Raw genomic sequence first — 14,192 nt, forward strand, 5'->3', positions numbered from 1 at the left:
TCCAACATTTCTGCACCTTTCGCAACCTTCTGCACTATTTTCCGTGTCCGAACGCGCAAAAAGACCGGAACGAAACGTTCCGGTCTTGAATTTTCGATTCGATTGGCCGCCGCAGCGACTATTCCAGATACCCTTTGAGGATCTTGCTCCGGCTCGGATGTCTCAGCTTGCGCAGCGCTTTGGCTTCGATCTGGCGAATCCGTTCGCGGGTTACGCCGAACTCTTTGCCCACTTCTTCGAGCGTGCGCGCCCGGCCGTCTTCCAGGCCAAAACGCAGACGCAGCACGTTCTCTTCACGCTCGGTCAGCGTATCGAGCACTTCTTCGAGCTGTTCGCGCAGCAGGCCCGCTTCGGCAAACTTCGAAGGCGCGATCGCTTCCTTGTCTTCGATAAAGTCGCCCAGCTTGGAATCCTGTTCGTCGCCGATCGGCGTCTCGATCGAGACCGGGTCCTGCGCGATCTTCATGATGTCGCGAATTTTCTCTTCGGTCATCTCCATCGCTTTGGCAAGTTCTTCGACCGAAGGTTCGCGGCCGAGTTCCTGCAGCATCTGACGCGAGACGCGCATAAACTTGTTCATCGTTTCGACCATGTGTACCGGAATACGGATCGTCCGGGCCTGGTCGGCCAATGCGCGGGTGATCGCCTGGCGAATCCACCATGTCGCGTACGTGCTGAATTTGAAACCTTTGGTGTGGTCGAACTTCTCTACCGCTTTGATCAGGCCCATGTTGCCTTCCTGAATCAGGTCAAGCAGCATCATGCCGCGGCCGACGTAACGGCGCGCAATACTTACGACGAGACGAAGATTGGCTTCGGCCAGCCGGCGCTTGGCTTCTTCGTCCCCTTCCACGATCCGTTCCGCCAGAGAAATTTCTTCGTTCGCGGACAGCAGGGGCGTACGCCCGATTTCTTTGAGGTACATCCGTACGGAGTCGTCGCTTCCCGCGCCGGTTAGAACGGCTTCTTCCGGAATCTGAGCGGATTCGGTTTCCAAGTTTCGATCCATATCTATTTCCCCTTCCAACAGAAAATGAAGTTTAATCCTTTATCCATCAGAAATGGTTAAAGGCTTTTTTTCTAATATTTAACGCAAATATGATTTGACAATAAAATCAATACGTGCTATGATTTTAATATATTTGTTTATAACAACTAAATTACGGACAGCTATTAGTATAACATCTTTCCCGCTGGAAATCAACCGCGAAAGATGTTTTTTATTTCATTATTATTTGCGTCTTTTACGATTAACACCAAAAGCCCCCTTTCGAACCGGAAAGATTCGAAAGGGGGCTTTTTTGTGCGATTTTTCGGAAACCTGTCCGCTTGATAGGCCGTTTGTTTTCTTTTTTCGCCTGCACGGTTCAAATCCGTTTATGCAATTTTGACTTTGCGGTCGATCAAGCGGGCAGTCAGCGTTACGAATGCCGCAATGACCGCAAGCTCGAACAAGAAAGCGGCCCAGCCTGCGTTCAATCCCCGAGCCTGCATCCACAGCATGGCCGGACCCTCGGTATTCAGCTGCGGAATCGCATGGCTGGCACTGCTGCCGAACAACGCGCTTTCGATCACGGTCAGAACCAAGCCAATCGCGAAAAAGATCAGGATGCCGATCAGGTTCTTCGATTTGGCCTGCAAACTTTCCGTAACGGAAATGACCAGAAAAATGACGGACAGCAGCAGGAGCACCGACCACGTTATACTGAGCCCTGCCAGGAAGACCGTCCACGCCGTAGAAGCATGAACATCAACGCTGCCGATCGAGATATACCCCTGCTGTTGAAGTTCGTTCAGCAGTCCGGTCTGCCGGTAATACAAGGTGTGCAGACCGGCGAGCAGCAGCAGCGCCGCTCCGTTCAGCAGGGTGTACAGCGCAGCGGAGCCGACGTAATTCAGGCTGCCGAGCGGCAGCAGTCGACGACCGGATAAGCGGATATTTTCCCGAAAACTTCGGCAGGCCAGCATAAGCAGCACAATCGCTGCCAGCAGGTACGTAAGCAGGACCAGCCCGAATCGATTACCGACCGGTTCAGCCAGGGACCGGCCTCCGACTTCAATAGAGAGCTGCACCAGAATCAGGGCGGCCGCCACGCCGAGCAGAACGAAAGCATCGCGCTTCAAATCGTATTTCAACAAGTTTAACATTCGGCATACATCTCCTTAAAAAGTTGATCGATACTTTTACCGGAAGTCAGACGGATCTGTTCGGCGTCTCCCTGCAGGATCAGGCTGCCGCCTCGGATCATCAGCACCTCGTCAAAGATGCGTTCGATATCGGCAATGAGATGCGTGGATACGATGACGCTGCTGTCTTCTTCGTAGAACTCGATCAGCGCATCGAGAATATGGTCGCGGGCGACCGGGTCGACGCCGCCGATCGGCTCGTCGAGCAGGTACAGCGCGGCCCGGCGCGACAAGGCCAGCGTAAGCTGAAGCCGCTCCTGCATGCCTTTGGACAGCGACGCGATCTTGTCCGAACGCGACAGCCGCATAAACTCCAGCATGCGCTCTGATTTGTCCGTATCAAAATCGGCGAAGAAATCCTGCTGGAACTTCAAGGCATCGGCCACGGTCATCCACGATTCGAACGACGGATGATCCGGCATGAACGACACGAGCGATTTGGAGCGTGTCCCGGGCCGATGTCCCCGAATATGCACGCTGCCGGACTCGGGCATCAGCAGCCCGGCGACGATACGCATCAGCGTCGATTTGCCGCTTCCGTTGCTGCCGACCAGACCGACAATCCGCCCCGGCTCGATCTGCAGCGAAACTTCGCGCAGCGCCGTCTTGTTCCCGTATCTTTTGTGAAGTGCTTCGACTTTGAGCAATGGTTCCACATTAACGCCCTCCCGTTTCCTTCTGCCCGTCTTCTACCGATTCGGACACGATTTGCACGATATGTTCCGGGTCGAACCCAAGCTCCCGCATCCCGCCGATAAAATGTTCCAGCAGTTCGGACGCCATTTCTTTTTTGATGCTCATAATTTTCTCATCCTCGCTTGTCACGAATCGTCCCAATCCCCGGCGGCTCTCGGCGATGCCTTCGCGCTCAAGCTCCTGGAACGTACGCTGAATCGTGTTCGGATTGATCTTCAGCTCGGACGCCAACTCGCGCACCGAAGGCATCTTCTCTCCCGGTCCGAGCTTGCCGGTCACGATCTGCCGCTTGATATCATTCATGATCTGCAAATAAATCGGCAGACGGTTATCGAATTCGATCGTCACGTTTGACGTTCACACCTTTCCGCAGGCCGGTCGCTTCACGGCGCAGCTCCTGTTCATTCATGCCGGACTTCGGATAACGCCTATACGGATACACGGATACACGGATACACGCCTTTTCTTCGTTCCAATGTACTAGTGTTATACTTAAATAGTACACCGTAACAGTTGTGTTGTATATCCTTTTTTTAAAATAAGGCAAAAAAACGTCCGTTGTTCCCGATCGGGAAAACGGACGCTTTGCGGTCAAGCCTACGAATCCATGCTCTTGCAACGTCGAACGTTCAACGCTCCATTCCGCCGTCTCTCGACAGCAGCGTCTTGAGTTCTTTCATGAACATGTTGATGTCTTTGAACTGCCGGTACACGGAAGCGAAGCGCACGTAGGCGACTTCGTCGACCGGATACAATTCCTGCATGACCTGCTCGCCGATATGGCGGCTCTCGATCTCGGCCACGGCCGTGTTGCGCAGCGAGCGCTCGACGCGGGACACGATCGTCTCCAACTGTTCGACCGACACCGGACGTTTCTCGCAGGCACGGATCAGCCCGCGCAAAATTTTGTCGCGGCTGAATTCCTCGCGGCTGCCGTCTTTTTTGATCACGATCAGCGGCGTCTCTTCCACCATCTCGAACGTCGTGAATCTCCGGCCGCAGCTCTCGCATTCGCGCCGCCTGCGGATCGATTTGTTTTCGTTAGCCGGTCTCGAATCCAGCACTCTCGTTCCGCTATAGTCGCAATAAGGGCATTTCAAACGAGTTTCACTTCCTTTCTACAGGCAGCCGGGACCCTCTCTGCCGCTTCCGATTCAGAACGTCTCGTACACCTTCGTATACTGATTATAATAGTAAATGACCCGCTGTACATAGTGCCGGGTCTCCCCGATCGGAATATCGCGCACGTTTTCGAGCGTTCCGTCCCACGTGCCTTCCTTCATCCACTTTCGCACATTGCCCGGCCCGGCGTTGTAAGCGGCCATAACGGCCAGGCGATTGTCGCCGAACTGGTCCGTCAAATTGCGCAAATACCACGTGCCAATCCGGATATTCGTATCCGGTTCGTGCTTGATCCGCTCAAGCGTCGCTTCCGGCAGCTTGCCCTGCTCGATCGCCCAATCCGCCGTATCCGGCATGAGCTGCATGATCCCCAGCGCGCCGACGCGGGATTCCTTGCTCGGCTTGAAATTCGTCTCGACCCGGATGATCGAAGCGATCAGAAACGGATCGATATCGTACGACTTCGACTGTTCGCGGATCTCTTCCTTGTAGCCGATCGGATACACCCAGGCCATCCATCCGCTGTTGAAAAAGAGCGCAGCCAGCACGAGCAGAAACAGCGGCAGCACGAATCTTTTCTTGAGCGTTCTCATCGCGACTCCAGACTCTCCAGCAGGCTCGCGACCTGCCGCTCCGTCTCTTCGGGCGTGCCGCTGTTGTCGATGACATAATCGGCCCTGCGCTTTTTGTCCTCGATATCGAGCTGGGCGTTCAGCCGGCTCTGCGCCTGCTCGGGCGACAAGCCGTCGCGCCGGATCAGGCGCGTCAGCTGAAGTTCGCGCGGCACATACACGACAACGATCCGCTCGTACAGCTCTTCAAGGCCCGATTCGTACAGCAGCGGAATATCGGCCGCCACGATCGCGTTCGGATCGGCGGCTTCGCGCTCGTCGACCTGCCGGCGGATCTCGGCGCGGATCGCCGGATGGACGATCGCGTTCAAGGCGGCGCGCTCTTCCGGGCGGTTGAAGATATGCTCCGCCATGCGGCGGCGGTCCAGCCCGCCTTCGGGGAGCAGGAACTCTGCCCCGAAGCGGCTGGCGACCGCGCCGAGCAGCGGCTGCCCCGGATTCATCACGTCGCGCGCGATGACGTCGGCGTCGACGACGTGCACGCCCCGGGCCTGCAGCATCCGCGACACGGTGCTTTTGCCGGTCGCGATGCCTCCGGTCAATCCGATTCTCATGCCTCGGTCCCTCCTTGGCCCGCCGGCTGGCACTGCGGGCAGTAATGCGTGCCGCGGCCGCCGACGACGATACGCTCGATCGGCGTGCCGCAGTCGTGGCAGGGCTGGCCTTTGCGGCCGTAGATCCGGTGCTGATCCTGGAACGAGCCGGATTCGCCCTGCCCGTTGACGTACGATTTGACCGACGATCCGCCGGCCGCGACCGCTTCGGTCAAAATATCGACGATGCAGCGGTGCAGCCGTTCAAGCTCGTCCGGCTTCAGGCTGCCCGCGGCGCGTTCCGGGTGCAGCTTGGCGCGAAACAGCGTCTCGTCGACGTAGATGTTGCCGATCCCGGCGACGACTTCCTGATTGAGCAGCACCGTCTTCAGCCGGGTCTTCTTGCCGGCCAGCTTCTTCCCGAGCGCTTCGGCCGTAAATTCCGGCGCCAGCGGCTCAAGGCCGAGCTTGTGCAGCGGCGCGCCCGCGAATTCTTCGCCCGACGGCAGCAGGTCCATCGTGCCGAACTGCCGGACGTCGCGATAGCGCAGTTCCGTTCCGTCGGTAAAATGGAAAATGACATGCGTATGCTTCTCGACCGGATCGGCCGAGTCGTACAGGCCGTAACGGCCTTCCATGCGCAGATGGGACACGATCACCCATCCGTCGAGATTGAAGCGCAGAAATTTGCCGCTCCGTTCGATACTTCCGATCGTCTGGCCTTCCAGCAGCGCCGCGAACAGCAGCGGATCTTCCGGACGCCGCACGATGCGCGGCAGCGATACGGTTACGCTGCGAATTTCCTTTCCGGCGACAAGCGCGTTGAGCGTCCGCTTGACGGTTTCGACTTCGGGTAATTCGGGCATGCTTGTCTCACCTTTCCTTAAAGGGCATATACCGTTTATTTTTTATTTGGCTTCGTACCAGTTCGCGCCGAAACTTACGTCCGCTTTGAGCGGCACGGACAGCTTGAGCGCGCCTTCCATCGTCTCCGGCACGAGTGTCTTCATCAGTTCCAGTTCGTCTTCCGGCACTTCGAATACCAATTCATCGTGTACCTGAAGCAGCATGCGGCTTTTCAGGCCGCGTTCGTTCAGCACGGCGTCGACCTGCACCATCGCAAGCTTGATAATATCGGCCGCGGTGCCCTGGATCGGCGTATTCATGGCGGTCCGTTCGGCGAACGAACGCAGCGCGAAGTTCTTCGCGTGAATCTCCGGCAAATACCGGCGGCGTTCGAGCATCGTTTTGACGAATCCGTCTTTTTTGGCTTCTTCGACGATATCGTGCATGTACTGCTGCACGCCCTTGAAGACGGCAAAATACTGCTCGATAAAGTTCGCCGCTTCCGCCCGGGTAATACCGAGGTTCTGCGACAATCCGTAATCGCTGATCCCGTAGACGATACCGAAGTTGACCGCTTTGGCCGAACGGCGCATATTCGAATCGACTTCTTCCCTGGTCACGCCGAACACGTCCATCGCCGTTTTCGTATGGATGTCCATGTCGTGCAGGAACGCGTCCTTCAAGCCCGCGTCGTCGGAAATATGCGCCAGCACGCGCAGTTCGATCTGCGAATAGTCGGCGGCCAGAATCGTCCAGCCCGGTTCCGACGGCACAAACGCTTTGCGGATCTTGCGTCCTTCTTCCAGACGGATCGGAATGTTCTGGAGGTTCGGATACTGGCTGCTCAGCCGGCCGGTCGCGGTCAGCGCCTGGCGGTAATACGTATGCACCTTGCGCGTCTCCGGACGGATTTCCTTGAGCAGGCCTTCGATATAAGTGGACTGCAGCTTCGCCAGTTGACGGTACTGCAAGATGATCTGCACGATTTCATGCTGCGGCGCCAATTCTTCCAACACTTTGGCATCGGTCGAATAACCCGTCTTGGTCTTCTTTTTGGTCGGCAGTCCCAGCTTGTCGAACAGGATCTCGCCGAGCTGGCGCGTGGAATTGATATTGAATTCCATGCCGGCATGAGCGTAAATCTCCGATTGCAGCCGCTTGATCTCGACCTCGAATTCGCCGCCGAGCTTCTCCAGATCTTCCGGGTTGACCGCGATGCCCTGCTTCTCCATATCGGCCAGAATGCGCGACAGCGGCATCTCCAGCTCGAAGAACAGGCGGTTCATCTCGAAGCGTTCCAGCAGCTCGCGCTGCTTCGGAATGATCGCTTCGATCGCTTCCGCTTTGCGCGCCGAATGCGCGGCCAGCGTCTCCGCTTCCGGCCAGGCAAACTTGGCGCCGCGCCCGTACACTTCGTCGTCTTCGGTCAGCGCCGGCAGTTCGTACTTGACGGCCAGGCCGCTGACGTTCGTCGCCGTCTCCGTCGGATCGATCAGATACGCCGCAAGCTGCGAATCGAACGCCGCTCCCGCGAAAGCGATCCCGTGCCAGTGCAGCACGAGGTCGAGCCGATGCAGGTCATAGCCGTTCTTGGGCGCTTCCGGATCTTCCAGCCATTCCAGAATCGGTGCCGCTTTGGGCGATTTGAGCAGTTCGAACGGCACGTAATCGTAACGCTCTGCTCCGTGCAGCATCAGCCCGACAAGCTCCGCGTGGTGCGGATTGTCCCCGTGCGTCTCCGCATGGATCACGCTGACGCGCGGCAGAAATTCCGCCAGCTCGCCGAGCGTATCCTCGTCCGCGATCCGCACGTCGAGCGGCGGACGGTCGGCCGCCTTGGGAGCGGGTTCGGCAAACGGATCTTCGTCCGTCTCCGCCCCGTCTCCGCCGTCCGCATACGGGATCTTCTCGATCAGCGAGTTGAACTGCAGTTGGCGCAGCACCGGCACCGCGGCTTCGCGGTCCGCGCCGCCGTAAGCCAGTTCGTCCCATTCCAGCGGCAGCGGCACTTCGCGGAAGATCGTAGCCAGCTTTTTGCTCAGCAGGGCGCTGTCTTTGTTGTCTTCGATACGCTCTTTGAGCTTGCCCTTCAGCTTGTCCGTGTTCTCAAGCAGGTTCTCTACGCTGCCATACTCGTGCAGCAGCTTGAGCGCCGTCTTCTCGCCGACGCCCGGCACGCCGGGAATATTGTCGGACGAATCGCCCATCAGCCCTTTGAGATCGATGATCTGCAGCGGAGTGAGTCCGAACCGTTCCATAATCTGCTCCGGTCCGTGCGGCAGCACGTCGCCGACCCCTTTGCCCTTGAGCAGGTTGATGCGCACATGCGCCGACGCCAGCTGCAGCACGTCCTGGTCGCCGCTGACGATGATCGTCTCGCATTCTTGTTCGTCGGCGAGCCGGGCCAGCGTCCCCATGATGTCGTCGGCTTCGTAGTTGGCCAGTTCGTACTGCTTGATGCCGAGCGCTTCGATCAGTTCCTTGAGCAGCGGGAACTGCGTGCTCAGCTCGGGCGGCGTCTTCTGTCGGCCCGCTTTGTACTCGCTGAACGTCTCGTGGCGGAACGTTACCTTGCCCGCGTCGAACGTGACGAGGATATGCGTCGGCTTCTCGTCCTGCAGCAGGCGCAGCAGCATCAGCATGAATCCGTAGACCGCGTTGGTCGGCCGTCCGTCGGCCGTCTGGAGCGGGGCGGTGATGCCGTAGAATGCCCGGTAGATCAAATTGTTGCCGTCGATCATCATTAATTTAGTCATGTAAAACCTCCGCTTGGGTGTCTTCTTCGTTTGTCTATCATACCATTAAACGAACAAAAAGCCGAACGCCGCCTGCGCGAAAGTCCGGCCAAAAAGCCCCTTTTTTATCGGAAAAAGAAAGCGTACGCCTGTCGGCCAAAGCTTCCGCCCGCCGCCGCTCAGGACTCGGCTTCCTTTTTCTTTTTTTTGCCCGTGCGTTCCCGTTCGCTTCCGCTGCCCGGCTTCATGTTCATGCTGAGGATGTCTTCCGTCAGCCCTCTTTTCTTGAGCCACCAGTAGGTCGCTCCCGTCGCCGATAGAATGACCGCAAGCGAAAACGCGTAGCCGAGCGGCCACGACAGTTCCGGCATATGCTCGAAGTTCATGCCCCAGATCGCGCCGAGCGCGGTCGTCGGCGTCAGCAGGACGGTATAAACGGTCAGCGCCTTCATGATATCGTTGGAGCGGTAATTCGTGACGTTCTCGTCCACCCGCAGCAGCGAATCGAGTTCGTCGTCGTATTCGCGCTGAAGCATGCCGATCCGGCGCAGGCGCAGATCGAGTATATGCTTGCAGTCCGATCGCTCCATCTCGCCGCGAAACGTCTCCTCGCAAGCGTAGCGAATTTCCTTGATCGGGATGATCTGGGCGTTCCAGTATGTCAGGTCGTTACGCAGGTTGACCGTCTGCTGCAGGATGCGCCGGTCGTTGCGGTAGCGCATCCGCTCTTCGAGTTCGTGCAGTTTCTGTTCGAACGTATCGGACTGGAGAAAAAAGAACTCCAAAATTTCGCTCAGCAGGACCAGCAGCGAATCCACCGGCGAAACGCACGACAGCATCGCCTCGACCAGTTCGTCTTCGTCTATCCGCGTCAGTGCCACGTTGCTTCCGCCGACCAGAATAAGCCGATCTTTTTTGACATAATAGTGCAGCAGCATGTTATTCTGCCGTTTGTCCGGCGTCATATCGAGCGTAAGCGTTCCGTTGAGCACATTGTCGTTGCCCCGGTGAGGCCGGGTCATAGCCAACGTCCGGCTGTGCGTCCGCGCTACCGAGTCCGTCAGCCAACGGGCCGCGTCTTCGTCGAGCGCGCAGTCCGGATGACTTTTCGCTTCTGCATGGTCGGCGAAACGGTACCAGCGCCATTCGTGGCTGTCTTCGGTATCGGACGATCTCTTATGTATGAGCGGAAGACCGGTATTTTCCATTGCAAATCCTTCCTTCCCCGCAGCTTGCGGTTTGTTCCTCTCCCCTTTTTACCCATCCCGGACCCGGAAGCAAACGGGCAGGCAAAATCAGGCGGACTCCACGGCTTGTTCATAGCAAAAAACGCTTCTCCCGGCAGCAAATGCCGGAGGAAGCGTTCGGTTCGTGCAGGGGGCGATCAATCAGGAGTTGAGGTCCGGACGGTGTCCGGTCACGAGAAACACGACGTTCTCCCCGATGTTCGTCGCATGGTCGGCGATGCGTTCGATGTAGCGGCCGACCATCTGGATCAGCATCATCTGCGGAGCCGATTCCGGATTGTCGATCAGCAGCGTATACAACTCGCGCAGCATGGAGCCGTACAGTTCGTCCACTTCGTCGTCGTCTTTGGCCATTTTGTAAGCCAGATCCGTATTTTCGTCCATGTAAGAGCGCAGCGATTCCGAGATCATGCTCGAAGAAATCTCGGCCATGCGCGGAATATCGACCAGCGGCTTGACGGTATGCTGTCCGTCCAGGCGAATCGTGACTTTCGCGATATCGCGGGCCAGGTCGCCCATGCGCTCCAGGTCGCTGGAAATCTTGAACGCGACGATGATGCGGCGAAGGTCTTTGGCGACCGGCTGCTGCGTGATGATGAGCTGCGAGCCGAGTTCCAAAATCTCTTCTTCCAGCGCGTTCAATTCGCCGTCGCGGCGGATGACGCCTTCGGCCTGGGCCAGGTCGTCGTTCTTGAGCGATTCGACCGCTTCCTTCAAAGCTTCGTCCATGCGGTTACCCATACGGATAAGCAGTTCGCGAAGCTGGTTCAATCCTGAGTCAAAGTCTGTTCTGCGGACCATATCGAAACGACCTCCTTTATTGTTGATTAACCAAACCGGCCGGAAATGTAATCTTCCGTGCGTGAATCTTCCGGCGTGGAAAATAAAGTTTTCGTTTCCGCCGCTTCGACGACTTCGCCGTTAAGGAAAAAGACCGTTTTGTCGGAAACACGTGCTGCCTGGTGCATATTATGCGTGACCATAACGATCGTGTAGCGATGCTTGATTTCGCGGATCAGCTCTTCGATCTTCGCGGTCGAGATCGGATCGAGCGCGGACGTCGATTCGTCCATCAGCAGAACGTCGGGCTTGACGGCAAGGGCGCGCGCGATGCACAGACGCTGCTGCTGACCGCCGGACAGCCCGAAAGCCGAATGCTTCTGCAGGTCTTTCACTTCTTCCCACAGCGCCGCCTGCTTGAGGCTTTCTTCGACGATCTCGTCCAGTTCCTTCTTGCCGCGGATACCTTTGAGGCGCGGGCCGTACGCGACGTTCTCGTAAATCGACTTGGGAAAAGGATTCGGCTGCTGGAACACCATGCCCACGCGTTTGCGCAGCGATTCCACTTCCATGTTTTTATCGTAAATGTCGTCTCCCGCGAGCGATACGAGCCCTTCGATTCGCGTGCCCGCGATCTGGTCGTTCATTCGGTTCAATGTCCGGAGCAGCGTCGACTTGCCGCAGCCCGACGGGCCGATGAAGGCGGTCGCGGCTTTCTCGGGAATATCCAGGTTGACGTTCTTGAGCGCATGAAACTGTTCATAATACAGATCCAGGTTTTCGGTACGAATAATGGGTTGCATCTTCTGAGTCTCCTTCGCGGTTCTCCTCAAGCCAGTTTATCGCCGGAATGTTAAAGGCATTAAGAAGAAATGTAAACGCAGCGTAAAATTTACCGAGACATGCTTCAAAACCCGATTTACCGGCTCTCCAGCGAACTTTCCAGCGTCTGCCGAACGGCCCCGACTTCGCGCAGGGCGCTCTCCGTCAATCCGAACGTAAACCGGCCGCCTTCTTCGGAGCCGCGCGCCGACGCCGACACTTCGCGGAATTCGTCGTCCGCGGCTCCCATCCGGCCCGCCGCGCCGCGAATACGCGTCTCGGCTTCTTCCATGCCGCTCGCCGCGCCCAGACTGAGCGCGTTCATGCGCTCGAGCAGGCTGCCGATCTCGTCCGAGAGCCGGCGGGTCGATTCCGCCAGCGCCCGGACTTCGCCGGCGACGACCGCGAAGCCCCGGCCGGCTTCCCCGGCCCGCGCCGCTTCGATCGAAGCGTTCAGCGCCAGCATCGAGCTCGTGCCGGCTATGCCGCGGATCGAGCCGGTCGCCTGCGCGATCTCCCGGGCGCAGTCCAGCATGTCGCCGATCGCTCCCCGCTGACCGGCGATCGCTTCCGACGCTTCGGCGAACGCCTGTCCCGCTTCGGACAGCGCACGGCGCCCTTCTTCCGTGCGGCGGTTCATGCGCGCCGCTTCGCTCAGGGCGCCGCCCGCCGCTGCGTGGATCTCGGACAGCGACCCCGATACGCCGTCCAGCACGAAGCGGCTGCCGGCAATCTGCTCCTGCCGCTCGCGCGCGGAGCGCTCCTGCAGGTCGCGCGACATGCGAATCAGGTCGCGCACGGTCAGCACGCCTTCGCAGCGTTCTTCGCGCGTCAGCACGACGCAGTCGGCGAACGATTCGTCGCCCCGCGTCAGGGCGATATCGATCAGTTCCGCGGGCGGCGTTCCGCAGTCCGCCGTCAGCGGCTCGATGCCGGCCGCCTCCGCAACGGGACGGTCGTAGAACAGCTCCGGCGCGAAACGTCCCGTCAATTTGCGATAGAACGCATCGCGCATCAACAGCAGCGTCGGCCGTCCGTCCGGCGAGCATACGACGACGCAGGGAGCGCCCGGTTCGCGCTTGAACACCTGCAGCGCTTCGAAGCAGGTGAGCTCCGGTCCGATGATCGGCGCGGGCCGGGCATAATCGGCCAGCTTGAGCTCGCGCTCGGCTGCGGGCGCGAGCTCGGCGGACGCAGGCGCGGCGGGTGTGGGCAGGGCCGGCGCAGATGCGGCCGCGGGCGAAATCGCGGCGGGCGAAATCGCGGAAACCGATTTCGGGAACGCGGGAACGGGCAGGCGCCGAAGTTCGGCGGCGGGCTTGGCGGCGGGAAGCGCGGGACTCGATTCGCGGCGCGGCGCAGCAATTGCCGCCGGCATGCCCTTTGCGGGCTTTGCAGCCTTCGCAGGTGCAGCCGGCATAGCCTTCGCCTGTTCCCGCACCGCGGCCTGCTCCACCGGCGCATCCGCTGCGGCCGTCGTCTGCTCCGGCGAATGATCCGCCGCTTTCTCTACCGGCTTGCGCTCTTCTCCGGCCCACACAGGCGCAGGCGGAACTGACCCCAAATCGTCACTCAATCCGGACCGTTGTTCGGCGGGCGCCCCTGCCCGACCGATCGATTCCGCTTTTTGCTGTATGACTTCCTTTTCCAACTGAGTCTTTTGAACTAACTCTTCTCTTTCCAAAGTCCCCGCTCCCGGCATGAAAGGTTGTCCCCCTGTCGCTTTTTCTTCCATTGTATGCCCCTGCCGTTCCCAGCGTGTCAACGCTCTGTTAATACTAGGTAAAAAGACATAAAAAAAGACTCCGACCTTCCCTTAAAGGGAAGATCTGGAGTCCGCTTTGGCTTGGGCCACGACGAGCTTGTAGCCGACGCCCCGGATCGAGTCGATATGCACCGAACCCGGATCGAGTTCCAATTTCTTGCGCAGGGAGCTGACGTGGACGTCGACGGTGCGCTGGCCGCCGATGTAGTCGAAGCCCCATACGGCGTTCATCAGATCGTCGCGCGTCATGACAACGCCCGGCTTGCGTGCCAGGTACAGCAGCACTTCGAATTCTTTGGGCCGCAGATTGATCGACTGCTGACCGAGCGTCACTTCGTATTTATCCGGATAAATGGTTAACGCTCCGAGGCTGATCTTCGATTCGGACGCGGTCGGAGCCGCGTATTCCGTCTCTTCGCCCGACGTGCGCCGGATCACCGCGCCTACGCGAGCCAGCATCTCGGATACGCCAAACGGTTTCGTAATATAATCGTCCGCGCCGAGCTTGAGCCCGAGCACGATATCTTCTTCCGCGTTCTTCGCGGTCAAGATGACGATCGGCGTCTTGACGCCGGACGTGCGCAGCTTCTCCAGAATCTCGATTCCGCTCATGCCGGGCAGCATCAAATCGAGCAGGATCAAATCGAACGCTTCCTTGCGTGCCCGTTCGTATCCGCCCGTGCCGTGTTCTTCGAGCACGACCTCGTAACCGTCCTGGGACAGATTGTATGAAATCAACCGGGACAGCGTAGGCTCGTCTTCGATGACGAGCAATTTCCTAGCCATTGGCTCGATCCCCCATTTCATTTGCCTGCGGCGTGTGTGTC

At 58.6% G+C, this 14,192-nt stretch carries 14 protein-coding genes; all 14 read right to left on the bottom strand.

Translation table 11 applies throughout. The features are described from left to right. Nucleotides 1–118: 118 nt before the first annotated feature. Complete coding sequence (gene rpoD / locus FTE24_RS20890; protein WP_141449131.1) at nt 119–1,009, bottom strand: RNA polymerase sigma factor RpoD; 891 nt, start codon at nt 1,007–1,009, stop codon at nt 119–121. Between the two features lie 368 nt (nt 1,010–1,377). After that, nucleotides 1,378–2,148 carry a hypothetical protein gene (locus FTE24_RS20895; protein WP_150231296.1) on the bottom strand — a complete coding sequence of 257 codons (771 nt, stop codon included), beginning with the start codon at nt 2,146–2,148 and terminating at the stop codon, nt 1,378–1,380. Beyond that, a complete protein-coding gene (locus FTE24_RS20900; protein ID WP_150231297.1) occupies nt 2,142–2,843 on the bottom strand; it encodes an ATP-binding cassette domain-containing protein in 702 nt (233 codons plus the stop codon). The genes FTE24_RS20895 and FTE24_RS20900 overlap by 7 nt, the downstream gene beginning before the upstream one ends. Nucleotide 2,844: 1 nt before the next feature. Beyond that, complete coding sequence (locus tag FTE24_RS20905; RefSeq protein WP_141449128.1) at nt 2,845–3,231, bottom strand: GntR family transcriptional regulator; 387 nt, start codon at nt 3,229–3,231, stop codon at nt 2,845–2,847. Between the two features lie 281 nt (nt 3,232–3,512). After that, nucleotides 3,513–3,983: a transcriptional regulator NrdR gene (gene nrdR / locus FTE24_RS20910; RefSeq protein WP_150231299.1), complete on the bottom strand. Its 471-nt coding sequence runs from the start codon at nt 3,981–3,983 to the stop codon at nt 3,513–3,515. Between the two features lie 54 nt (nt 3,984–4,037). Further along, entirely contained in the window at nt 4,038–4,598 is a 561-nt protein-coding gene (locus tag FTE24_RS20915; RefSeq protein ID WP_141449126.1) for a lytic transglycosylase domain-containing protein, read from the bottom strand. After that, on the bottom strand, nt 4,595–5,191 hold the full coding sequence (coaE, locus tag FTE24_RS20920) for a dephospho-CoA kinase (protein ID WP_141449125.1): 597 nt from the start codon (nt 5,189–5,191) through the stop codon (nt 4,595–4,597). The genes FTE24_RS20915 and coaE overlap by 4 nt, the downstream gene beginning before the upstream one ends. Beyond that, nucleotides 5,188–6,036, bottom strand: coding sequence for a DNA-formamidopyrimidine glycosylase (gene mutM, locus FTE24_RS20925; RefSeq protein WP_141449124.1), 849 nt, complete (start codon nt 6,034–6,036; stop codon nt 5,188–5,190). Before mutM ends, coaE begins: the two co-directional genes overlap by 4 nt. Before the next feature lie 42 nt (nt 6,037–6,078). Further along, complete coding sequence (gene polA / locus FTE24_RS20930) at nt 6,079–8,772, bottom strand: DNA polymerase I (protein WP_150231301.1); 2,694 nt, start codon at nt 8,770–8,772, stop codon at nt 6,079–6,081. 158 nt (nt 8,773–8,930) lie between these two features. Beyond that, a complete protein-coding gene (locus tag FTE24_RS20935) occupies nt 8,931–9,959 on the bottom strand; it encodes a magnesium transporter CorA family protein (protein ID WP_150231303.1) in 1,029 nt (342 codons plus the stop codon). A gap of 180 nt (nt 9,960–10,139) precedes the next feature. After that, the gene (gene phoU, locus FTE24_RS20940) at nt 10,140–10,799 is read right to left on the bottom strand and encodes a phosphate signaling complex protein PhoU (RefSeq protein ID WP_141449121.1); all 660 of its coding nucleotides are present in this window, start codon (nt 10,797–10,799) and stop codon (nt 10,140–10,142) included. 26 nt (nt 10,800–10,825) lie between these two features. Next, nucleotides 10,826–11,581: a phosphate ABC transporter ATP-binding protein PstB gene (pstB, locus tag FTE24_RS20945; protein WP_150231305.1), complete on the bottom strand. Its 756-nt coding sequence runs from the start codon at nt 11,579–11,581 to the stop codon at nt 10,826–10,828. A 116-nt stretch (nt 11,582–11,697) separates the two neighbouring features. Next, nucleotides 11,698–13,164 carry a methyl-accepting chemotaxis protein gene (locus FTE24_RS23375; RefSeq protein WP_160441849.1) on the bottom strand — a complete coding sequence of 489 codons (1,467 nt, stop codon included), beginning with the start codon at nt 13,162–13,164 and terminating at the stop codon, nt 11,698–11,700. A 252-nt stretch (nt 13,165–13,416) separates the two neighbouring features. Continuing rightward, the gene (locus tag FTE24_RS20955) at nt 13,417–14,151 is read right to left on the bottom strand and encodes a response regulator transcription factor (RefSeq protein WP_141449119.1); all 735 of its coding nucleotides are present in this window, start codon (nt 14,149–14,151) and stop codon (nt 13,417–13,419) included. Nucleotides 14,152–14,192: the final 41 nt, after the last annotated feature.

The sequence above is a fragment of the Saccharibacillus sp. WB 17 genome (assembly GCF_008634075.2).
Taxonomy (GTDB): Bacteria; Bacillota; Bacilli; order Paenibacillales; family Paenibacillaceae; genus Saccharibacillus; species Saccharibacillus brassicae.